This is a genomic window from Hyphomicrobiales bacterium (genome assembly GCA_039973685.1).
Taxonomy (GTDB): domain Bacteria; phylum Pseudomonadota; class Alphaproteobacteria; order Rhizobiales; family JACESI01; genus JACESI01.
The window spans coordinates 36,945-59,752 of the sequence record JBDWKL010000025.1 but is presented as its reverse complement, the minus strand read 5'-3'; the positions used below and the strand labels follow the sequence as shown (position 1 = coordinate 59,752).

The 22,808-nt window shown below is 50.1% G+C and carries 20 protein-coding genes; 11 read left to right on the top strand and 9 right to left on the bottom strand.

Translation table 11 applies throughout. The annotated features are described in order from the left end of the window. Positions 1–7 precede the first annotated feature (7 nt). A complete protein-coding gene (locus ABJO30_07690; protein ID MEP3232695.1) occupies positions 8–346 on the top strand; it encodes a P-II family nitrogen regulator in 339 nt (112 codons plus the stop codon). 193 nt (positions 347–539) lie between these two features. Further along, a complete protein-coding gene (locus ABJO30_07685; protein ID MEP3232694.1) occupies positions 540–2,255 on the top strand; it encodes an AMP-binding protein in 1,716 nt (571 codons plus the stop codon). Here ABJO30_07685 and ABJO30_07680 read toward each other — a convergent pair. From ABJO30_07680 to ABJO30_07670, 3 genes are read right to left on the bottom strand one after another with little or no spacing between them, the layout of a single operon-like run. After that, the gene (locus ABJO30_07680; GenBank protein MEP3232693.1) at positions 2,252–2,860 is read right to left on the bottom strand and encodes a glutathione S-transferase family protein; all 609 of its coding nucleotides are present in this window, start codon (positions 2,858–2,860) and stop codon (positions 2,252–2,254) included. The genes ABJO30_07685 and ABJO30_07680 overlap by 4 nt on opposite strands. 11 nt (positions 2,861–2,871) lie before the next feature. Continuing rightward, positions 2,872–3,720: an S-formylglutathione hydrolase gene (gene fghA / locus ABJO30_07675; GenBank protein MEP3232692.1), complete on the bottom strand. Its 849-nt coding sequence runs from the start codon at positions 3,718–3,720 to the stop codon at positions 2,872–2,874. Between the two features lie 19 nt (positions 3,721–3,739). Beyond that, complete coding sequence (locus ABJO30_07670) at positions 3,740–4,849, bottom strand: S-(hydroxymethyl)glutathione dehydrogenase/class III alcohol dehydrogenase (protein ID MEP3232691.1); 1,110 nt, start codon at positions 4,847–4,849, stop codon at positions 3,740–3,742. A 196-nt stretch (positions 4,850–5,045) separates the two neighbouring features. On the opposite strand from ABJO30_07670, the gene ABJO30_07665 reads away from it, so the two are divergent. The 3 genes from ABJO30_07665 to ABJO30_07655 all read left to right on the top strand — a co-directional run bounded on the left by ABJO30_07665 (position 5,046) and on the right by ABJO30_07655 (position 9,190). Beyond that, positions 5,046–6,044 (top strand): acryloyl-CoA reductase, encoded by a 999-nt coding sequence (locus ABJO30_07665; protein ID MEP3232690.1) that lies wholly within the window; start codon positions 5,046–5,048, stop codon positions 6,042–6,044. 160 nt (positions 6,045–6,204) lie between these two features. Continuing rightward, the gene (locus ABJO30_07660; protein MEP3232689.1) at positions 6,205–7,374 is read left to right on the top strand and encodes an acyl-CoA dehydrogenase; all 1,170 of its coding nucleotides are present in this window, start codon (positions 6,205–6,207) and stop codon (positions 7,372–7,374) included. Between the two features lie 148 nt (positions 7,375–7,522). Beyond that, positions 7,523–9,190, top strand: a complete 1,668-nt coding sequence (locus ABJO30_07655; GenBank protein ID MEP3232688.1) for a formate--tetrahydrofolate ligase — start codon at positions 7,523–7,525, stop codon at positions 9,188–9,190. Between the two features lie 38 nt (positions 9,191–9,228). Here ABJO30_07655 and ABJO30_07650 read toward each other — a convergent pair whose 3' ends face one another. Genes ABJO30_07650 through ABJO30_07630 form a run of 5 tightly spaced genes read right to left on the bottom strand, consistent with a single transcriptional unit; the run spans position 9,229 to position 15,265 of the window. Continuing rightward, positions 9,229–11,244 (bottom strand): acetate--CoA ligase family protein, encoded by a 2,016-nt coding sequence (locus tag ABJO30_07650; protein MEP3232687.1) that lies wholly within the window; start codon positions 11,242–11,244, stop codon positions 9,229–9,231. A 3-nt stretch (positions 11,245–11,247) separates the two neighbouring features. Beyond that, the gene (locus ABJO30_07645; protein ID MEP3232686.1) at positions 11,248–12,411 is read right to left on the bottom strand and encodes an acyl-CoA dehydrogenase family protein; all 1,164 of its coding nucleotides are present in this window, start codon (positions 12,409–12,411) and stop codon (positions 11,248–11,250) included. A 1-nt stretch (position 12,412) separates the two neighbouring features. Next, positions 12,413–13,828, bottom strand: a complete 1,416-nt coding sequence (locus tag ABJO30_07640) for a carnitine 3-dehydrogenase (GenBank protein ID MEP3232685.1) — start codon at positions 13,826–13,828, stop codon at positions 12,413–12,415. Positions 13,829–13,830: 2 nt separating this feature from the next. Continuing rightward, positions 13,831–14,325: a lipocalin family protein gene (locus ABJO30_07635; GenBank protein ID MEP3232684.1), complete on the bottom strand. Its 495-nt coding sequence runs from the start codon at positions 14,323–14,325 to the stop codon at positions 13,831–13,833. Between the two features lie 31 nt (positions 14,326–14,356). Then, complete coding sequence (locus tag ABJO30_07630; protein MEP3232683.1) at positions 14,357–15,265, bottom strand: 3-keto-5-aminohexanoate cleavage protein; 909 nt, start codon at positions 15,263–15,265, stop codon at positions 14,357–14,359. Between the two features lie 113 nt (positions 15,266–15,378). On the opposite strand from ABJO30_07630, the gene ABJO30_07625 reads away from it, so the two are divergent. The 3 genes from ABJO30_07625 to ABJO30_07615 all read left to right on the top strand — a co-directional run bounded on the left by ABJO30_07625 (position 15,379) and on the right by ABJO30_07615 (position 18,570). After that, entirely contained in the window at positions 15,379–16,305 is a 927-nt protein-coding gene (locus ABJO30_07625) for a GlxA family transcriptional regulator (protein MEP3232682.1), read from the top strand. A 42-nt stretch (positions 16,306–16,347) separates the two neighbouring features. After that, positions 16,348–16,710, top strand: a complete 363-nt coding sequence (locus ABJO30_07620) for a tautomerase family protein (protein MEP3232681.1) — start codon at positions 16,348–16,350, stop codon at positions 16,708–16,710. A gap of 555 nt (positions 16,711–17,265) precedes the next feature. Continuing rightward, positions 17,266–18,570 (top strand): outer membrane protein transport protein, encoded by a 1,305-nt coding sequence (locus ABJO30_07615; protein MEP3232680.1) that lies wholly within the window; start codon positions 17,266–17,268, stop codon positions 18,568–18,570. A gap of 53 nt (positions 18,571–18,623) precedes the next feature. Here ABJO30_07615 and ABJO30_07610 read toward each other — a convergent pair whose 3' ends face one another. After that, entirely contained in the window at positions 18,624–19,655 is a 1,032-nt protein-coding gene (locus tag ABJO30_07610) for a substrate-binding domain-containing protein (protein MEP3232679.1), read from the bottom strand. A 111-nt stretch (positions 19,656–19,766) separates the two neighbouring features. On the opposite strand from ABJO30_07610, the gene ABJO30_07605 reads away from it, so the two are divergent. From ABJO30_07605 to ABJO30_07595, 3 genes are read left to right on the top strand one after another with little or no spacing between them, the layout of a single operon-like run. Further along, a complete protein-coding gene (locus ABJO30_07605) occupies positions 19,767–21,299 on the top strand; it encodes a tripartite tricarboxylate transporter permease (GenBank protein ID MEP3232678.1) in 1,533 nt (510 codons plus the stop codon). Continuing rightward, a complete protein-coding gene (locus tag ABJO30_07600) occupies positions 21,296–21,757 on the top strand; it encodes a tripartite tricarboxylate transporter TctB family protein (GenBank protein MEP3232677.1) in 462 nt (153 codons plus the stop codon). Before ABJO30_07605 ends, ABJO30_07600 begins: the two co-directional genes overlap by 4 nt. 33 nt (positions 21,758–21,790) lie before the next feature. Further along, positions 21,791–22,759 (top strand): tripartite tricarboxylate transporter substrate binding protein, encoded by a 969-nt coding sequence (locus ABJO30_07595; GenBank protein MEP3232676.1) that lies wholly within the window; start codon positions 21,791–21,793, stop codon positions 22,757–22,759. Positions 22,760–22,808: the final 49 nt, after the last annotated feature.

The following is a 22,808-nucleotide window of genomic DNA, read 5'->3' as shown; positions in this document are numbered from 1 at the left end:
AATTGTTATGAAGTGGATTGTGGCAGTTATTCAACCCCATCGCTTGGACGCTGTGCGCGAAGCATTGGTTGACATCAATATTCAAGGCCTGACTGTAACTGAGGTCAAAGGCTATGGACGCCAAAAAGGGCACACAGAAGTTTATCGCGGTGCTGAGTACCAAATAAACTATGTGCCAAAGCTAAAGCTGGAAATTGCAGTGGCTGGTGATCAAGCTGACCGCGCTGTTGAGGTTATTGCTTCAGCGGCTCAAACAGGCAAAATCGGCGACGGCAAGATCTTTGTTGTCGACCTTGAGAGCGCTTTGCGTATTCGTACAGGCGAAACAGGCTCTGAATCGCTCTAAGCGGTTGGTCTATTTTGAACACGAAAAGCCCTGACTTTGGTCAGGGCTTTTTTTGTGCGCGATGGAATGAACAGGCTAGGGCTTAAAAACTCAAAACCATTTTGCTGTCGCCACCTTTTGATGTGGCAGGCTAACTCTTTTCTTCTCACTCCATATGCTGCTAAAAACGAGGGGAGGATAGAGGAGGAATTAAATGTCTAAAGGTCATGATCGTTCGCCAATAAATGGTCTATCACACGTTAAAGGTGATGAGAGCGAACCGCTTTTAGAACTGACAATCCCTGCCTTGCTCGCTGATACAGTCGCGAAGTTTGCAGACCGGGAAGCTGCTATTTTCTCAAGCCAGAATATCCGTTGGACCTATGCTGAGTTTGCTCGTCAAGTAGATCACCTAGCTGGTGGTTTGGTGCAGCTTGGTTTTAAGAAAGGTGAGCGCGTCGGCATTTGGTCGCCCAATCGCTATGAGTGGCTGCTCGCCCAATTTGCAACGGCGCGTGTTGGTGTCATCCTCGTCAATATCAACCCAGCTTACCGCGTGTTCGAACTTGAATATGCACTCAATAAAGTTGGCTGTAAGGGGTTGATCTTAGCGCCAGCATTCAAGACTTCAAACTATTGCGCCATGCTCCAAGAAATAGCGCCAGAACTTGCCTCAAAGGGTGAGGGTGCGTTGATGGCTGAAAAATTGCCAGAACTGAAAACGGTTATCTGCCTTGGTGATGATGTGCCAGCAGGCATGATCGCGTTTGATACCGTGATGGAGATGGGTGACGGCGTTGCCTCAACCACATTGGATACGATCACCCGAGACCTTGATTGTGATGATCCAATCAACATCCAATTTACAAGCGGCACAACGGGCTTGCCAAAAGGCGCTTGTTTGACCCACCGCAATATCGTCAACAACGCGAATTGCGTGGTGGGTGCGATGGAATTCAGCGAAGCAGACAGGCTTTGCATTCCAGTGCCGTTTTATCATTGCTTCGGCATGGTCATGGGCACGCTTGGGTGCGTCACGAAAGGGGCCACAATGGTGGTGCCAAGTGAGGGCTTTGAACCATTAGCCACCCTTGATGCTGTCCAGCAAGAAAAGTGCACAGCGCTCTACGCCGTGCCGACAATGTTCGTTGCTATGTTGGAGAGCGACACCTTCAGTTCCTACGATCTAAAAAGCCTACGCACAGGCATTATGGCGGGTGCGCCTTGCCCGATTGAGGTGATGAAGAAGGTGCAAGAAGACATGCACATGACAGGCGTCACAATTGCTTATGGCATGACGGAAACAAGCCCCGTATCATTCCAGAGTAATGTCGATGATCCTGTTTCCAAACGGGTGTCTTCGGTAGGCCGCATTCATCCGCATGTTGAGGTGAAAATCATCGATGAAGAAGGCGCGATTGTACCCGTTGGTGAGCAAGGTGAATTGCTGACCAAAGGCTATTCCGTGATGCGCGGTTATTGGGCGGATGAAGAACAAACAGCGGCTAGTATCGATGCCGATGGTTGGATGCACACAGGCGACTTCGCGAGGCTGGACGATGAGGGTTACTGCAATATCACAGGCCGCCTCAAAGATATGATCTGCCGTGGCGGTGAAAACATCTATCCGCGTGAAGTTGAGGAATTTCTCTATACCCACGATGCGGTATCACAAGTGCAGGTGTTCGGCATTGCAGATGAGAAATACGGTGAAATTTCTGTCGCGTGGATCATCACCAAACCCGATACCTCATCGAGCGAGCAAGAGATCAAAGATTATTGCAAAGGCAAAATCGCCCACTACAAAATGCCAGCCCACGTGCGCTTTGTGGATGAGATACCGATGACGGTAACGGGCAAACCACAAAAGTTCATCATGCGCGATAAGATGATGGCAGAACTTGGTATTGCGGCGATTGAAACGGCTTAAATGCTGCGGGCTTTTATGAGCGCGTCGCGGGTTTCTAACCGTTTGATGTAGGCCTGAATATTGGGCTTGTCAGATGCGTCGCCGCCAAAGCGAACGGCGGCCATGGTTGCATGGCCCGTCATAATTTCTGCCGCACTAAAATCACCTGCCAGATAGTCGCGACCTTCGAGCGCTTGTTCCACTGCACCCAGCATATTGGTGAGCAGCTTGGTTGCGCGTTTGACGTTGGTTTCATTGCGTCGCTCTGGTGAGAGCAGTAAGGTCTCGACCACAATTGTGTTCACAGGCGGCATCAACATGCCTTCCGCAAAATGGATCCATTGCAGGGCTGCTGCATAGTCCGCGTTGTTCTTTGCAGGCATCAAACGACCATCCGCATGACGCTCTAAAATGTATTGAACGATGGCGCCTGATTCATAAAGGATGATGTCACCATCTTCCAGCGCAGGCACACGGCCAAGGGGGTGTTTTGCGAGATACTCAGGCGAGCGCATGGATGGATTGCCAAGTGCATGTTTTTCAACCTCGTATTGAAGGCCCAACTCTTCCAAAAGCCACAAAATTCGAACGGAACGTGTTTCTGGTGCGTGATAGACTTTCAACATTTTAATGCTCGCTAACCTAATGCCTTCATGTGATGGATAATGTGGTCTTCCATGAAGCTTGAAATAAAGAAATAACTGTGGTCATAGCCCTCTTGCATGCGCAAGGTGAGGGGATGATTGTTTGCATCACAGGCTTCTTGCAAAAGCTCTGGCCGCAACTGCTCCGCCAAGAAATTGTCACCTGTTCCTTGGTCCACCAAAATGTTCAAGCGTGTGTCGCCTTCAAACGAGCCAACCAAAGCGCAAGCATCATGTTCCTGCCATTTGGCTTGATCACTGCCCAAATATCCGCCGAGCGCTTTGTGGCCCCACGGCACTTGTGACGGTGCAACGATGGGTGCGAAGGCGGAGACTGATTTATATTGATCAGGATTTTTGAGCGCGATGGTCAAAGCGCCATGCCCGCCCATTGAATGGCCGAAGATACCAGCGCGAGACGCATCAACTGGAAGCTCAGCATTCACGAGCATTGGCAGTTCCTGCGTGATGTAATCATACATGCGGTAGTGCTTGGCAAAAGGTTCTTCCGTCGCATTTACATAGAAGCCAGCAGCAAGACCGAAGTCATAAGACCCATCAGGATCATCTGCCACACCGTCACCACGCGGGCTGGTATCTGGAGCGATAATGGCGACACCGTGTTTTGCTGCATAAGCCTGAGCGCCTGCCTTCTGCACGAAGTTCTCATCCGTACAGGTAAGGCCAGAAAGCCAATAAAGAACAGGAACAGGTCCGCTCTCTGCTTGTGGTGGCAGGTAGGCTGCAAAAATCATCTCGCAATTGCACGCGGTTGATTGATGCGAATAGCGAAGCTGACGCCCGCCGAAAGATTTGACTTCAGATAGTAGCGTCAGTGCCATTTTATTCTCGTTTCTCTTCTTAGAATTCTACAACGCCACGAATGCTCTCGCCTGAACGCATCAGATCGAAACCTTTGTTGATGTCATCAAGCGGCATGGTGTGCGTGATGAGTGGATCGATTTGGATTTTGCCTTCCATGTACCAATCAACGATTTTTGGAACGTCTGTGCGACCTTTTGCGCCACCAAATGCTGTGCCGCGCCAGTTACGGCCTGTTACGAGTTGGAACGGACGGGTTGAAATTTCTGCGCCTGCAGGAGCCACACCAATAATGATCGATGTGCCCCAACCTTTATGGCAACACTCAAGCGCTTGGCGCATAACATCCACATTGCCGATGCACTCAAATGAGTAGTCTGCACCGCCCTTTGTAAGGTCTACAATGTAAGGAACAAGATCGCCTTCAAGCTCAGCTGGATTGACGAAATGTGTCATGCCGAATTTCTCGCCCCATGCCTTACGCGCAGGGTTGAGGTCGACGCCAACAATCATGTTAGCGCCAGCAAGCTTCGCGCCTTGGATTACGTTGAGACCAATGCCGCCAAGGCCGAAAACAACCACATTGTCGCCAGGCTGCACTTTTGCTGTGTTGATCACAGCGCCAATGCCAGTGGTAACGCCGCAACCGATGTAACAAATCTTATCAAACGGCGCGTCTTCACGTACTTTCGCAAGGGCAATTTCAGGAATGCAAGAATGCTCGGCAAAGGTTGATGTGCCCATATAGTGATGGATCTTTTCACCGCCAGCAGAAAAGCGTGACGTGCCATCTGGCATAACGCCTTGGCCCTGTGTTTCGCGGATTGATTGGCAAAGATTGGTTTTGCCCGATGTGCAATAATCGCACTCACGACATTCTGGTGTGTAAAGCGGGATCACATGGTCGCCTTTTTTAAGGCTCGTTACACCCTTGCCAACATCAACCACAACGCCTGCACCTTCGTGGCCGAGGATGGCTGGGAAAATACCTTCAGGGTCAGCACCTGAAAGCGTGAATTCGTCCGTGTGACAAATGCCTGTCGCTTTCATTTCAACAATGACTTCACCTTCACGAGGTCCATCCAAATTGACGGTTGTTACCTCAAGTGGTTTGCCTGCTTGAATAGCAATCGCTGCGCGTGTTTCCATGATTTGATCCTAGGTAGTTCGGTGTTTTTTTCGATTTCTACACGGATATAGAAAACAGGCAATCAAAAAGAATGAGGCCAATCCATCGAAATAGTTGGGACGAGATTAAACTTAATCGATTTTGCAAAACCGCAGCTTTCCCGCTGATCGATAAACAGCTAGAGAGGGACGAAGCATATTTGTGGGAGGAATACAGATGTCAGATACATTTCGCGCAGTCGTAACCCGTGAGACAGAAGACGGGAAGGGCGTTTCAGCGCTCGAAGAAATCAACAAGTCAGATTTGCCAGACGGTGATGTGCTGATCAAAGTGAGCCATGCCGCTGTCAACTATAAAGATGGCTTGGCGCTTTCTGGTCTCGCGCGCATCATTCGTGAGTTCCCCCATGTGTGCGGTGTGGATTTTGTCGGTGAAGTCGCTGAATCAAACCACGCTTCTTACAAAGAAGGCGACAAAGTCGTTGCTAACGGTTGGCGCATTGGTGAAGTTTGGTGGGGTGGCTATTCCGAATACGCCTCAGTTAAAGGCGATTGGCTGGTACCATTGCCCGACGGTATGAGCCTTGTTGATGGCGCAACAGTTGGCATTGCGGGCCTTACCGCTGGTATTTCCATCAATGCACTGAAGCATATGGGTGTGACACCGGATAAAGGTCCAGTTCTCGTGACAGGGTCATCAGGCGGTGTTGGCTCGTTTTGTGTGCGCATGCTGAAAGGCCTTGGTTATGAAGTGGCAGCGGTTTCTGGTCGTCCTGAAAATGAAGGTTATTTGAAAGAACTCGGTGCTAGCCAAGTGATACCGCGCGAAAATTACGCAGAAGGCACCAAGAAGCCACTATCTAAAGAACTTTGGGCAGGCTGTATTGATAATGCTGGTGGTCCTGGTTTTAACCAGATCGTGACTGAGCTTAATTACGGCGGCGCCATTGCAGCCGTTGGTCTGGCGGCTGGTAGTCGTGTTCAGATGGATTTGATCACGATGTTTGTGCGCGGCGTCAATATTTTGGGTATCGACAGCGTGCAAGCCCCTGTTGAGGTGCGTAAGGCAGCGCTTGATATTGTGCATCAAACAATGGCGTCAGACGACTTCGCAACCATTCGCCATGATGCAGTGCTTGCAGATGTGCCGACCCTTGGCAAAGCGATCCTTAAAGGTGGCATCAAAGGCCGTGCTGTTATTGATGTAACGAAATAAGGCCGTTTAACGCGCCAATGACTATGGAATTTACGTGACACGGTTTGACAACAATCGTGTCGCGTAAATTGATAAATTACAAATGAATTGATGAGGTTGATCCATGCTCGATAAAGCGAAAGCCGTAACGCCAGAATTAGCAAGAGCCAAAGCGCCTGATATGGTTTGGGAAGATCCGTTTTTACTCGAAGATCAACTGAACGAAGACGAACGCATGATCCGCGACAGCGCGCATCAATTCTGCCAAGAACGTTTAATGACCCGCGTCCTAGAGGCAAACCGGCACGAAACGTTCGACCGCGAAATTTTCAACGAGATGGGTGAGCTTGGTCTCTTGGGTTCTACCATCCCTGAAGAATATGGCTGTGTCGGTGCAAACTATGTTTCTTACGGCCTTGTGGCCCGCGAAGTAGAACGTGTTGATTCAGGTTATCGCTCTACCATGTCCGTTCAATCATCCCTCGTTATGCATCCAATCTTTGCTTATGGCTCAGAAGAACAGCGCCTGAAATATCTGCCGAAACTTGCAAGCGGCGAGTATGTCGGTTGTTTCGGCCTAACAGAACCGGACCACGGCTCCGATCCGGGTTCCATGGTCACCCGTGCCAAGAAAGTCGATGGCGGCTATTTGGTATCAGGTGCCAAAAACTGGATCACCAATTCGCCAATCGCCGACGTGTTTATCATCTGGGCAAAGTCGGATGAGCACGACAATAAAATTCGTGGCTTTATCCTAGACAAAGGCATGAAGGGTTTGGCCGCACCGAAGATTGAAGGCAAGTTCTCATTGCGCGCATCCGTCACGGGCATGATCCAAATGGATGAAGTCTTTGTGCCTGAAGAAAACTTACTGCCAAATGTGCAAGGTCTTGCAGGTCCCTTCGGCTGTCTCAACAAAGCACGTTACGGCATTGCATGGGGAGCACTGGGTGCGGCAGAATTCTGCTGGCACGCTGCGCGCGACTATACGATGGACCGCAAGCAGTTCGGCAAGCCATTGGCACAAACTCAGCTTATCCAAAAGAAGCTCGCCGACATGCAAACCGAAATCTCCCTTGGCCTCCAAGGAGCATTGCGCCTTGGCCGCATGATGGATGACAAGTCATCGCCGGTAGAGCTTATCAGCCTGATGAAACGCAACAATTGCGGCAAAGCACTCGACATCGCCCGCGTTGCCCGCGACATGCACGGCGGCAACGGCGTTTCAGATGAGTACCACGTGATCCGCCACGTCATGAACCTTGAAGCTGTGAATACTTATGAAGGTACGCACGATGTGCACGCGCTGATCTTGGGCCGTGCGCAGACTGGTTTGCAGGCGTTTATGTAGGGTCTTGGGGTTAGACGTTCGTCGAATATTCGCAATTCCAATCGCGCATTAGTGATTTTGAATTTTCAATTCGGATTTCTTCTCTATACCGTTTGTCCAAATAGGCCAATTAGTGGTCTTGGTATTGTTGGGCCAAAGGAAATAGAGCATGTCTGATATTGAAATCGCACGCGGCGCGAAGAAAAAAGCAATTCAGGAAATCGGCGCAAAGCTGGATATTCCAACAGAAGATCTTTTGCCATTTGGCCATGACAAAGCAAAAATTTCTGCTGAGTTCATCAAGGCGCAAGCCTCTAAAGAAGATGGCAAACTGATTCTTGTAACGGCCATCAACCCAACACCTGCTGGTGAAGGTAAGACAACCACGACAGTGGGCCTCGGCGATGGTCTAAACCGTATCGGCAAGCGTGCTGCGATTTGTATTCGTGAAGCCTCACTCGGCCCATGTTTCGGCATGAAGGGCGGTGCTGCTGGTGGTGGTTACGCTCAAGTCGTTCCAATGGAAGATATGAACCTGCATTTCACAGGTGACTTCCATGCCATTACATCAGCTCACAACCTTTTGGCCGCGATGCTTGATAACCACATCTATTGGGGTAACGAGCTAGAAATTGATATTCGCCGCATCGCGTTCCGTCGTGTGATGGACATGAACGACCGCGCACTTCGTCAGGTTGTTTGTAACCTTGGTGGCGTGGCAAACGGTTTCCCGCGTGAAGCTGGTTTTGATATTACGGTTGCTTCAGAAGTGATGGCCATCCTCTGCTTGGCCAATGATCTTGATGATTTGCAAGAGCGTCTAGGCAGCATCATCGTGGCTTACCGCCGCGATCGCTCTCCGGTTTATTGCCGTGACATCAAAGCCGACGGTGCGATGACAACGTTGCTTCAACAAGCAATGCAGCCAAACCTCGTTCAAACACTCGAAAATAATCCAGCCTTCGTACACGGCGGTCCATTCGCCAACATCGCTCACGGCTGTAACTCAGTTGTTGCAACGAAGACGGCGTTGAAACTTGCTGATTACGTTGTGACAGAAGCAGGTTTTGGTGCTGACCTTGGTGCTGAAAAATTCTTCGACATTAAATGCCGCAAAGCGGGCCTGTCGCCAGATGCAGTTGTGCTTGTTGCAACGGTTCGTGCGATGAAAATGAACGGCGGCGTTTTGAAAGCTGACCTTGGCGCTGAAAATGTTGATGCGGTGAAAGCTGGTTGTGCAAACCTTGGTCGCCACATTGAAAACGTCAAAAAGTTCGGTGTGCCGCTTGTCGTTGGTATCAACCATTTCGTGACAGACACAGACGCAGAAGTTCAAGCGATTAAAGATTACTGTGAAAGCAACGGCGTTGAAGCAATCTTGAATACACACTGGGCCAACGGTGGTGCAGGTATTGAAGAGACAGCGAAGCGCGTTGTTGAGTTGTGTGATGAAGGGTCTGCAAACTTTGCACCGCTTTATCCTGATGATCTTGGCTTGGCTGCGAAAATCGAAACAATCGCCAAAGAAATCTACCGCGCTGATGGCGTTGTGATGGACAAGAAGATCACAGATCAATTGGCGGTTTGGGAAGAGCAGGGCTACGGCAAGTTGCCAGTTTGTATGGCGAAAACGCAATACTCATTCTCGACCGACCCAACTCAACGCGGTGCACCAACAGGCTTTGATTTGCCTGTACGTGAAGTGCGGCTGTCTGCTGGTGCTGGTTTCATTGTCGCAATCTGCGGTGAGATCATGACAATGCCGGGCTTGCCTCGCGTTCCATCTGCGGAAGCAATCCACATCAATGATGATGGCGATATTGAAGGTTTGTTCTAAGTCTCAATTGAACTGCTAAATTTTAAAAGCCCCGTCTATCAGGCGGGGCTTCTTGTTATCAACGCATCAGCAGCGATGGCGCGATCACCTGTGATGATGAGGGGATTGATTTCGACCTCAATGAGCGTGTCGGTGTTGGCGACCACATAGTCTTGAAGAACTAGTACGGCGTTCGCGATGGCATCTAGATTTGCGGATGATTGTCCGCGATACCCTTTGAGCAATGGCGCAATTTTCAAGCTATCAATCGTGGTAAGAATATCCGTCTTGGTGACGGGTAAGAGCAGAGAGCATTGGTCTTTCATAATCTCCGTATAAATACCGCCCGCCGCGATGGTGAGCACGAAACCATGCGCTTCATCCCGTACGACACCGATTAGTAATTCGGCGATAGCGCCCGTTATCATCTCTTCAACGATGAACTCGCTTGCTGGCATTGCGCTTGCTGCTTCTTTGGCAGCCTCCGCACTTTGAATATTAAGCGCCACACCACCTGCTTCCGTTTTATGAGCGAGCCCGAGAGCTTTCACGACAACGGGGAAGGTGAGTGAGTTGGCCTCATCAAAAACAGTATCGTTATCTTTGCAATATTGAGCCGTTGGAATGTTGAGGCCGAAGGATTGAAGATCGCGCTTGGCCTCTGCCTCATTGAGCGTGTGGGTTGGTCCTTCTAGCGGCGTGCTAAGTAACAATGGCTCAGCTACGCTTGAATACGCCTGACAAGCATTGATTGCCTGCATCGCTTCATCAAAGCCTGACAAGGGAACGATGCCAGATTTAAATAATCGCTCTGCAATGTCCTCTGGCATGGTTTCTGGCAGAGACGCCAACACACCAAACTTTTTGCCCGTCATCTGCGCGGCATCTTCAATAGCATCCAGCGTGATCAACCAATCAGGATGCTGAGGCGGTCCGCCTTTAGGGAAATCTAAAATAATCATGGTGAGGTCGATTTGCTCACTCGCCATAGCAGCAAAGACAGCGGCCATTGCTTCGCGGTTGCGCCAGATGAAGGTGTGATAATCAAGTGGATTGGTGAGCGTCACCAGCTCATTCAGGTGAGTGCTTAGAGTATCAATTTGATTATTGGTGAGCGTCGGGAATTTAACACCGAAACGCGAGGCTGTGTCGGCGATCAAGCTTGCTTCGCCACCAGAGCAGCTAAGCGTCGCAATGGCATTGCCTGGTAGAGTACCGAACACATGGGCAAGCTTCAAACTTTCAAGCAGTACGGGAAGCGAGTTTACCCGCGCAATGCCGAGACGCTCCATAAGGGCGTTGGCGCCTGCATCACTGCCCGCAAGCGATGCGGTGTGCGAGATTGTTGCAGCGCGCGCTTCTTCCGATTGTCCCGCCTTAACCGCGATGATCGGCTTGCCCCCTTTCTTTGCTTGCGCCGCTAATGCCTCAAGGGCACGAATATCACCGAAGCCTTCCACATAAAGACCAAGGGCTGTAACGCGCTCATCGGCGAGGAGCGCCATGCCAACATCCGCCATGCTGGTTTGTGCTTGATTGCCAACGGTGATCAAGTGCGAGACCGGTAAGCCACGGTTTTGCATGGTGAGGTTGAGGGCAATATTGGATGATTGCGCGATAATCGCGACACCGCTTTCAACCGCTTTTCCTCCATGCACATCAGGCCATAACATCGCGCCATCAAGATAATTCAAAAAGCCGTAGCAGTTGGGTCCAAGCAAGGTGAAGCCACCGGCTGCCTCAAGCAACTCATCGTTGAGCGCCTTACCGTCTTCGCTCTCTTGAAAGCCGCTTGCAAAGCACACGGCACCGCCCGCGCCCATTTGACTGAGGGTACGCACCACTTCAACAGTTACAAACCGATTGACCCCGATGAAACTTGCATCCGGTGGCGAGGGGAGATCGTCGACGCTCGCATAAGTCTCAATCCCCAAAATCTCAGTGCGCTTTGGGTGAACCGGATATATCGGGCCATCAAAGCCGCTATCTAAACATTGTTGAAGAACCGCTTCACACCATGCACCACCACCAATGACGGCGATTGAATGAGGATTGATGAGACGATCTAAGCTCACAGTTTAAGCACCTAGCGGGCGCAACAAGGCGCGGCTTATGATGTGGCGTTGAATTTCTGAGGTGCCTTCCCAAATCCGCTCAATGCGGGAATCACGCCAAATGCGCTCCAGCGGCAGTTCATCCATAACGCCCATGCCACCGTGAATTTGAATAGCTTCATCAGCGACGAACGCCAACATCTCGGTGGCCTTCAGTTTAGCCATCGCCATATCGGTATCGGTGCACGTGCCTTGATCATATTTCCAACCAGCTTCCAATGTCAGAAGCTCAGCCGCTTTCATCTCCATTGCCATATCTGCCAGCTTGAAAGAGACACCTTGAAACTTACCAATCTTCTGGCCGAATTGTTCACGCTCCGCCGACCATTCAACCGAGTGTTTAAAGGCGCGTTCAGCACGGCCCAAACAAGTAGCGGCAACTTGTAGGCGCGTGGCACCCAGCCAGTCGTTCGCCACTTCAAAACCCTTGTGAAGTTCACCCAGCATATTGCGAGCAGGGATGCGGCAGTCATCAAACTCTAAGATTGAGTTGGTGTAACCACGGTGCGACACATTGCGGTAGCCATTGCGAACGCTAAAGCCCTTAGTGCCTTTATCAACGAAGAAAGAGGAGATCAGCTTTTTCTTACCGCGTGGCGTGTCTTCTTCTCCTGTTGCCATATAGACGATTGCGAAGTCTGCAATATCCGCATGGGAAATGAAGTGCTTTGTGCCATTGAGGATGAAGTCGTCGCCGTCTTGAACAGCCGTTCCCTTCATGCCGCGAAGATCAGAACCAGCCCCTGGCTCCGTCATCGCCATACAGTCCCACTTCTCGCCGCGCATACAAGGCTCAAGATATTTCTCGCGCTGTTCAGGCGTGCCCGCGCATAGGATATTGGAAGGGCGAGCAACAGCAGTCCAGTGAAGCGCGTAGTTTGCTTTGCCAAGTTCTTTTTCATAAAGCAGCCATGTGGGTGTATCCAGACCCGTGCCGCCAAACTCTTCAGGAATATTGGCCGCATAAAGGCCCGCATCTATCGCCTTCTTCTGGATTTCTTTCACCAAATCCATATCAAGTTCGCCGGTTTGCTCAACCTTTTCCTCGTGCGGATAAAGCTCATTTTCAACAAAGGCGCGTGTCGTCTCGACGATCATTTGTTGTTCTTCGGTAAGGCCAAAATTCATCCTACGCGCCCTCCGGCATTGGCAATTTCGATTGACCTTCATGAAGGGCTGCAAGGCGTTCTTCGACGTGTTGTGGTGGTAAGCATGATCGGCGGGTCTCTAAGCTCACATGGATGAGCATTTGATTGCAGGTGCAAAGCGTTTCGCCCGCCTCGTTGCGCATATCGTGGTACATGCGAAGCTTCTTGCCGCCAGCCTCTAGCACCTGTGTCACCACATGAATCTTCTCGCCCGCATTGGTCTCATTTAAAAACCGAATGTGATTATCAACGGTGAAATAACTCATGCCAGCTTTGATATAATCAGCGTCGGCGCCAACCATGTTCATCACCACATCGCCCGCATCTGAGAACACTTGGCCGTAGCGGCTTTCATTCATGTGGCCGTTATAATCTGTCCAGTCGATGGGGATGGTGCGCGAGAGTGTGTTGAGCGGCTTGGTATAGTCCGTTGGGAGCTCAGGCTTCAACTTCGCATCATGGGCATTGAGGATAGCACCAGCACCCCAATCACGCCCTTTGAGGGATCGCATCATGGAGACGAGATTATCATCGCGAATACGTTCAAGCTCGCGGATTGTGTGCATGCCGGATTGCGCGTCTGATTGGTCGGCAATGGCGTCGATGAGTTCGTCAGTCAGTTCAGGCACATCCATCAGCTTTGTCCATGGCCAACTTAGGCAAGGGCCGAACTGCTCGATGAAATGGCGCATGCCTGCTTCACCACCAGCAACGCGGTACGTTTCAAACAAGCCCATTTGTCCCCAACGAAGACCGAAGCCGAAGCGGATTGCATCGTCAATTTCTTGGGTGGTCGCAATACCGTCTTTAATCAGCCATAGAGCCTCACGCCATACGGCCTCTAAAAAGCGGTCGGCAATGTGAGCGTCGATCTCTTTTTTGACGATAAGCGGCTTCATGCCAATTTCTGTGAGCATGCTTTTGGCGCGTGCTGTCGTGTCAGGCGTGCCGACCAACTCGATCAATGGCAGCAGGTAGACGGGGTTAAATGGATGAGCCACGAAAATCTGGCGCGGGCGATCTGATTTTTCTTGCAGCTCACTCGGTTTGAACCCTGACGTTGAAGAACCAATCAGCGCGTCGGTTGGGCAATTTGCTTGTATCTCGGCCATGACTGCGTGTTTGATGTCTAACCGCTCGGGCACGCTTTCTTGTATCCAGTCAGCGTCGGTCACAGCTTCCGCAATAGAACCTGCAAAGGTGAGGGTGCCTTCTTCTGGCATGGAGACTTCGCTGAGGGCAGGAAGCGAGCGACGGGCATTCTCCATCACCTCATTGATCTTGCGTTCTGCTTCTGGGTCAGGGTCTGAGATGACGACATTCCAACCATTCAACAAGAACCGAGCAGCCCATCCGCCGCCAATAACACCACCACCGATGATTGCTGCTTTTTTCATCTTTATTTATCCCAGATTAGTCCATTGAGCTTGTAGCCATTGTCCGTCAAAGCTTTCAGCGCAGGTGCGAGTTGTTTCTTTGACGGGTTAGGAGACCGCGCGAGGATCCAGCCATTTTTGCGTTTGGGTCCACCGACCACCGCGACCTCGTAATTTGGGTCTACCCACAATACCCAATAGGGTGCGCGGAACGGCATGAAGACGGAAAACTTCACAGCCAGTTTGCCCGGTCCTTTGACGATGGCATCGCCCATGACTTCCGTCTTTTTACCGTTCTTGATGCAGCGGTTGTGCACGGAGATTTTCTTAGGGCCGATGAGCTTGTAAGTCGCCTTAGATTGCTTGCAGCCTTTTTGGAAGAACAGTGGATAGCGGGCCACTTCGTGCCATGTGCCAAGGTACCGTTTTAGATCGAGGTCTTGGACGGTTTTAACGCTTGCTGCTAAAGTTGGTGACGCCGCGAATAATATCGCAATGACAATAAGTATAAATCGCATGATGTGGTCTCCGTTGGGTTGAGATACCTTATTATCTAGGCGCACGTTTGGTGAGGGCAAGCTTTTTGCGAACGTCTTGCGGCCCAATCACTTTGGCACCCATTGCTTCAATGATCGTCACGGCGCGTTCTACGAGTGCTTCATTGGTGGCGAGTTCGCCTTTGCCAAGCCATAGATTATCTTCCAAGCCGACACGCACATTGCCGCCCGCCAAAACGCTAGCCGCTACATAGGGAAGTTCGTTGCGGCCAATGGAGAATGCGGACCAGTTCCAATCTGATGGCACATTGTTGACCATGGCCATAAAGGTGTTGAGGTCATCAGGTGCGCCCCATGGTATGCCCATGCAAAGTTGAACAAGGGCAGGGGAAGACAATACGCCGTCTGCCACCAATTGTTTCGCAAGCCAAAGATGGCCCGTGTCGAAGGCTTCGATCTCTGGCTTGACGCCAAGCTCTTCCATCATGGTGCCCATGGCTTTCAACATGCCGGGCGTGTTGGTCATCACATAATCAGCTTCAGCAAAATTCATGGTGCCGCAATCAAGGGTGCAAATTTCTGGTAGGCACTCGGCCACATGGGCAACGCGCTCTTCGGCGCTCACCATATCAGTGCCTTCAATCAGCGGGAGAGGGCTGGAAGGCTTGCCAAACACAAGATCACCACCCATGCCAGCGGTGAGGTTCAATACCACATCCACATCCGCATCGCGCACACGGTCTGTTACTTCGCGGTAAAGTTTGAGGTCGCGTGATGGTGCGCCTGTTTCTGGGTCGCGCACATGACAGTGGGCAATGGCAGCCCCTGCTTTAGCCGCAGCAATCGCGCTATCTGCAATTTGTTTTGGGCTGCGCGGCACATGGGGACTGCGGTCTTGGGTTCCGCCCGAGCCTGTTACAGCGCAGGTGATGAAAACCTCTCTGTTCATTTCTAATGGCATGACGTCCTCCCAGAATTATCCATCTAAACTTGATAACAGGCTACGCTTCTTTTGAAATGATGATATGCTGAAATAGACAATCAATATGCAAATTAAGACAGAGAGTGAGCGGCATGAAAGAAATCAGCATTTTGCTGTTTGAGAAGTTCTCAAATCATTGTCTCGCGAATATTCTCGAACCGTTTCGTGCGGCCAATACGCTTTCTAATGATGCGCTTTATCAATGGCAGTTTTATACCTTAGATGGTGAGAGCGTCTCGTCTTCAAGTGGCTTACCTATCATGCCAGATGGCGCTTTTGATCCGAGTAATCGTATCGACGATCTGTTTATTGTTTCAAGCTACGACCACCTTTCTCTAAGCACTAGCAAATGTCGCAATGTATTGCGGGCAGCACGAACCAACGCCAAGCGAATTGTTGGACTTGATACGGGCGCATGGTTGATGGCGGCGGCAGGGCTTTTGGATGGACAAAAGGCAACCATCCACTGGGATGTTTTTGATAGTTTCAGCGAGCAGTTTTTATCTGTTGAGACAACCAAGGAGCGTTTTGTCGTCAGCCCCAGCGTTATTACCTGCGCGGGAGCATTGGCGGCTTTTGATTTAGCGCTCCGACTTATCGGCGAAGAGCATGGGGAGGCTTTGCGTTTGGATGTCGGCGCTTTGCTTATGCAAACCATGCAATCGGCTCAGGGCAGCAATCAGCAAGGCGCACCTCATTCGGCGGTTTTCCGTGCCATGCAACTCATGCAAGAAAATTTAGAGATCCCGCTTTCCAATCGTGAGATTGCGCAACGAACAGGCCTCGGTGTGAAAACACTGGAACGGCGGTTCTTGAACGAAATTGGTGATCCGCCGGGTCGCATCTACAAAAAGACCCGTCTTCAAGCTGCGCGAAACTTAGTCGAAAACACGCGCCTTCCCATTTCTGAAGTTTCAATCAGAGTGGGATATGAAAATGCAGCAGCGCTTTCTCGTGCGTTTAAGCAAATGTTCAATGTGACCCCGCAACAACTACGTAAAAGTGGCTTGGTTCGATGAAGTTTCTATCTTAGGGTTGGTGCAAAATATGAGGAGAAAATCATGCCTGTTATTCGTGTTGAATTGCCAATTGGAACGCCTGCTGAAACCAAGAAGACGATCAGAGAAGGTGTGAAGCAGGCGGTCCTTGATACGCTCGCACCGAAAGAAACCAAGTATGATTATGTAGCGATCCGCGAAGCCTTTGGAGAGATCGGCGATGGCTTGCCGCTGGTCGAGGTGGACCTGCGCCCTGGCCGTGAGCCTGAGCGTAAAAAGGCATTGGTCGATGCAATCGCCGCGCTTATGAATAAGACCCTCAATGTCGATCCTATCGATCTTTACGTGCTGTTTCGTGAAACGCCTGCAGAAAACCACTATACGGGTGGCACGCCTCTACCTGCATGGGTGCCTGCCGATAAGTAAGCGACCTAATTTGGTCTCAAAAATCGGTTTTTGATCGATGAATTTGATAAAATTCAGGGTGCAAAATACCCAAATTTTGGGAATCGCAAACCGCAAAAAAACATAAATAATGATTCTGAGTGACGTTGACGTAACGTATGCCGTAGGGAAAGGGGCTGCTTCCCATACGGCAGGTGGAAAACATGCGATTTTTGGTGCTCTAAGCGTTAGGAAATTTTGGTTTCTTTCAGTGTAAGGTAGAGATAAAAGAAGCAAAGCAAAATTCAAGCAAAACAATGGCTTATTTAAGTTTACTGAGTTTTTTTGGCATGCTTGCGGGGCTCTAAAAAATACAAATATTTCGCCTGAAACACTGTGTTTATAACGCTTTTTTCAAAGCAGGTTGAAAATGGATTTCGTGACAAAAATGTTACATCTGCATGTGAATGGTTACAAAAATGTGCAGTAATAGTGTTCTATCGCTTGTATCCTTTCGTTTTACTGTAAAAATAAGCGCAAGATAAATATTGGCTGCTACAAATAAGCGGCGAGCCGATAAAGTGTTGGGAGGCACCAATGAACAATAAAATAATTTTAGGTAGCACACTCGCTTTCGCCATGATCGCAAGTTCTACAGCAATATCTGGTGGTTTTAGTCGCGGCGGCGTGGACTACAATGTTTTGTTCTCCGACAAAAAAGTTGACAGTGAAGTTGGTTTCACTTTTGTGGCACCCCAACGTACAATTGATAGCAGTGCTCGACTGGTCAATCTTGCAGCTGGTGCCCCTGGTGCCAGCCCGACGGTGGTTAGTTCGACTAACACAAGAGTTGACGGAAGCTTCTTCGTACCTAAAGCGGCAATCAAACTAGGCTTCGGTGATCACTTCGATTGTGCTGGAACGTTCTCGACACCTTTTGGCGCTGACCAAGACAACGGTCTCAACCAAGCTGTTTCAGGAAACGCGGTTGAGTTTGAAATTGACACGAAAGACTATGGCCTCACTTGTTCGGCTAAATTCAGTTTAGGTAATACGAGACTTGGAGAAAGCCAACTTCGTGTGATTGCTGGTGGTTCATACCTTCAATTCGATGGTTTTCTTTCTAGACAGTCTTTTGTTGACTTTGCTGGTGTACCAACTGGCGTGTTGCCATTTTTACCCGGCACGGGTGGCGCGCTAACGGGATTGGATGCCCAAGGTCTTGGTCTGTTTGAGCTTGATGACGATACATTTACTTGGAGAGCGGGTCTTTCATACGAAATTCCAAAAAGCGCAATTCGTGTTTCAGCAGTCTACACCGCTGCCTACGACATCGATGCCACTGGTACTGTAGACATCAGTCAGTTTAACACGCCTGCAGCTCTTTTAACGCCAACTGCGCCTATCGCTTTGTCAACAGAGCTTCCTCAGCAAGTTGATATTAATATTCAATCTGGGATCAACGAAAAGACCCTTGCTTTTGCTCGGTTCAACTGGACAGATTGGAGCCAGCTAGGTTCTATTCCTGTAACCGGTGTTCCAAGCCCAACAGTACCCGGCCTTGGTGCGGTTACTGCTTTTGAACCACTTTACCGTGATGGTTTGACCTTGACTGGTGGTGTTGGCCGCAAGTTCTCAGAGAAACTTTCTGGGCTTCTTTCTCTCACATGGGATAGAGGAACCGCGACAACTACTGGTACACAGTCTGCTACATGGTTGGTGACTTCTGGTTTGAGCTTTAAGGCAAATGATAAGGTTGATCTTCAACTTGGCGGCGCCGTCGGTATATTAACATCAGGCTCTACTTCTGGTGAAGGTACAATCCTAAACACCGCCAGTTCAGCTCGATTTGGTAACGACTTTATCGGTGCATTCTCTGCATCTGCTAAAATCAGCTTCTAATCATTGAGTTAAATTTTTGAATTTGAAGAAGCGAGGGCATTGCCCTCGCTTTTTTATTTGAGTTTACGCACTGATCCTCTTTCAATTAATTCAGCCTCAATCTCAATGCGCTCGATTTGGCTCTCTGCGCCAAAATCAACTTTCGCACATAGTTTTTCCGCCGCCAGTTCTCCAATGCGTTTTGCAGGCAGGCGCAATGTGGTGAGGCCTGGCTCCATATGAGCAGACCCTCGAAAGTCGCCAATTCCGATCACAGATATATCGTGCGGCACGCGCAAACCCAGCATTTGACAAGCAAAGAGCGCACCCTGAGCAATGATGTCATTGCCACAAATGAGGGCGGTTGGTCGGTTTTGTGAAAGCAATTTGGCAACAGCTGCTTTCGCCGTTCCAATGTCATAAAGCGATGTGATTTTGCGATGGGAGGGGAATGTGGAAGGCGACTGTTTGAGCGCACTTAAAACACCATTGAAGCGATCATAAGCGCGATCGTTGTTATCAATGGGCGGGAAGACAAGCGCTATGTCTTCATGGCCATTCTCAACCAAGTAGCGCCCCACTTGAAACCCAACCTTGACGTTATCTGCTCCAATACAGGAAATAGTGGAATCTGCGCGATAGTTCCAAGCGGCTAATACAGGTACGCCACGGGATGCCAGCATTTCAAGGGGAGGGCGCTCATGGTCAAGGCCAATCATCGCAACCGCATCAATACGCCGTTCCAACAAGGAGCGAATGATTGAGACTTCGTCTTGAAGATTGTAGTTATGGGTTGCAATCAACATGGTGCGATCATACTCACGCAGTTTAGCAGAAAACGCCTGTATCAATTCCGAGAAAATCGCATTGTCGATGGTCGGCACCACCAGCCCGATCGTGCCAGAGAAATGATTGTGCATGGCGCTCGCCATACGGTCGCGGATATAGCCAAGGTCGTGGGCAGCATCCTTTATTCGTTTTCGGGTCGGGCTTTTAACGATCTCAGGGTCATTGAAATACCGCGAAACTGTGGCTGGTGAAACGCCCGCACGTTTGGCCACTTCCAAAATTCCAGGCGCGCCTTTTCGTGATCTTTGACGAGGCAAAATGGCTTCTCCACACAAAATGAAAACGTTTGCATTTTTATTTTCATCCCATAAAGTTTTACCCAAGGCAATCTTGCGCGCGTTTTGGACTTGGGGAGGAACAACACGCTTATGGAATTTTTGAGTTACTTCGGTGGTGTTTTTGAACCGACTGCGTTCCTGCTTTTAGTGGGCGGGACAATTGGTGGTTTGATTTTAGGAGCAACACCGGGCCTATCACCAACCATGGCCGTGGCGCTGCTTATCCCGTTCACGTTCAAGATGGAGGCAACGCACGGCCTCATCCTGCTGGGTGCCGCTTATACATCCACGGTGGCGGGCGGTGCGGTGAGTGCCATACTGCTGAAAATTCCGGGCGCACCTGCCAATATTGCGACAGCCCTTGATGGTAATGAAATGGCAAAGAGAGGCGAGGGCACCCGCGCGCTTCATCTTTCCTTTCTAGCCTCGGGCATCGGCGGTATTATCGGCGTGTTCTTGCTGATATTCTTGACACCAGTGCTTGCCCAATGGGCTTTGAAATTCGGCCCATCGCATCTTTTTTGGATTGCAATTTTGGGCGTGACAGTCATCGGTTCACTCGATTCAAAAAGCTTCGTGAAAGGGTTCCTGTCTGGCTGTATCGGCCTATGGCTGAGCCAAATTGGCTATGATGATATTCGCGGCGTCGAGCGCTTTGCTTTCCACGATAGTCTGTCGGGTGGCATCCATATTATTCCGGCGCTGATCGGATTATTCGCGATCCCACAAATCATCGACATGATGGCCAAGGGACGAAATGCATCAGCGGTTGAGGCGATCGCAGTTCCCAAATATTCGTTGCTCAGCTCCATGAAGGAAACATTCAGTTCTGTGCGCGCGCTTTCTATCGGCACGGTGGTGGGCTCAATCATCGGGATTATTCCCGGTGTCGGCGGACAAATTGCGGGGCTTGTTGCCTATGATCAAACGCGCAAGTTTTCACCGCATAAGGATAAGTTTGGCACCGGACACCCAGAAGGTGTTATCGCGGCTGAATCAGCAAACAACGCGATGGTGGGCCCGTCTTTGGTGCCGCTGCTCACGCTCTCCATTCCAGGAAGCCCAACAGCGGCAGTCCTTCTTGGCGGGTTGCTCATCAACAACATTTCACCGGGGCCAGATATTTTCACAAACCATCCGCGTGAAATCTGGACCTTTATCGATTCCATGTTGATCGGTCAGATATTCATGGTCTTGTTCGGTCTCTATACTGCTTCATGGGCCGCCCGCATTGCGCGCGCACCTGTTGCCGTTATGGCGGCAGCGGTTGTTATTCTGGCAGTGTTCGGCTCCTACTCCGTTCAGCAAAGCATGGATGATGTCTACATCATGTTTGTGCTTGGCGCGGGTATGTATGTGCTCGAGAAATTTGGTTTTTCTGCCGCACCGCTCGTGCTTGGGTTAATCCTCGGCCCGCTGGCTGCTGACTACTTCACCACTGGGTCGCTTATTGCCGCTGCACAAAACGGGCCGCTGGAATATTTCTTCACAGGCGGGTTGAACCTGTTCTTGATCCTCTTGGTACTTGGTTCAATCGGCTACGCATTTTGGTTCAACATGTTGAGTGGCGGTAAAAAGGCCAGTCCTGCAAAATCTGATGAAGCAACGGAGGCAGCACAATGACCACTAGCCGCCTTCAACACGCCATACCGGCCACGCTTATTTTATTACTTGCAACAACCGTTGTTTGGCTGAGCTTCACCCAAGAGCCAGCGGAAGCTTATCTCTTTCCTCGGGTTGTTTCGGTCTTCTTTGTAGCGCTCGCAGTTTGGAATTTCATCCGCGCTGCTGCTGGCCTGTCAAAAGTAGGGACAGGGCTAAAGCAACAAGAGATGATGAACATTTTACCGGGCGCTATCGTGGTCGCGGTTTTCGTGTTCTTCGCGGCCAAAGAATTGGGCTTTTATCTTTCATCCACAATCGCCTTTTTTACAATTTATTCTATCTACGATCCAGCACCTCTTTCTAGCTTAAAAGATTGGGGCAAACGGGCAGCTGTCACGCTGATATTTATGGGTGTGATTTACGGACTATTTTACAAACTACTTCAGGTGCAAACACCACGTGGCATCTGGTTTTAGACGATCATTTATTTTCATACGGGAGGAAACGACATGAGAAGATTACTAAAAACAGCTTTGGCAAGTGCCTTTGTTTTAGCGAGTGCTGCAGGCTTATCTGTTGCTGCTGATTATCCAGATCGCCCCATTGGCGTTGCTGTTTCTTATGGTGCAGGAGGAGCGACTGACTTTCAGGCGCGCATCGTAACAATGGTGGCTGGTAATGAAGATCAACTGGGCCAGCCAATCTACATTCTCAACAAACCGGGTGCTGGTGGCCGCAAAGGCTGGAACTGGTTTGCAACGGATGCAGAAGCAGATGGCTATACGATGTCTGCCTACAACATTCCGCATTTCATCGCGCAAAGCATCAAAGGCGGCGTTAAATATTCAAAGGATTCCTTTGAGCCAATCGCCAACTGGGGCGCTGACCCTGCTGTTGTTGTGGTGGGTAAGGATTCTAAGTTTAACTCCATGGAAGACTTGGTGACGTTTGCCAAAGCCAATCCAGGCAAAACAACAACGTCGGGCGCTGGCCTGTTCGTGGGTCACCATATTGCAGCCCTTCAAATTGAAAAAGCATGTGAATGCAAACTTGCCTATATCCCAACAAAGGGTGGCGGTGCTGCGGCAATGAAAGCTGTTATTGCGGGTGAAGTGCTCGCAGGCGTCAACAATCTGTCTGATGCATTCCGCGCACAACAAGCTGGCACCGTGAAAATTCTGGGTGTTGCAGACCTTGAGCGCAATGCATTCTTGCCAGACGTCCCAACCATGAAAGAAGCGGGCCTTGATGTTGATAATTCATCCGTCAACTTCCGTGGTCTTATGGTGCCAAAAGGAACACCGCAGGAAGTGATCGACGTGTTGGCTGCGAAAGTGCCGGAAATGTTCAAACATGCCCGTGTTGAAAAACGCATGAAAGCGGGTGGTTCGCCAATGCACATTATGAGCCGTGATGAAGTGATTGCAATGTGGGATAAGCGCCAAGCGACCCTTACAGAGCTTTTAAAAGGCCTATAAGGCTCTTACATCCAAACAATAGTAGTGGGTGGCATTGTGCCACCCACCT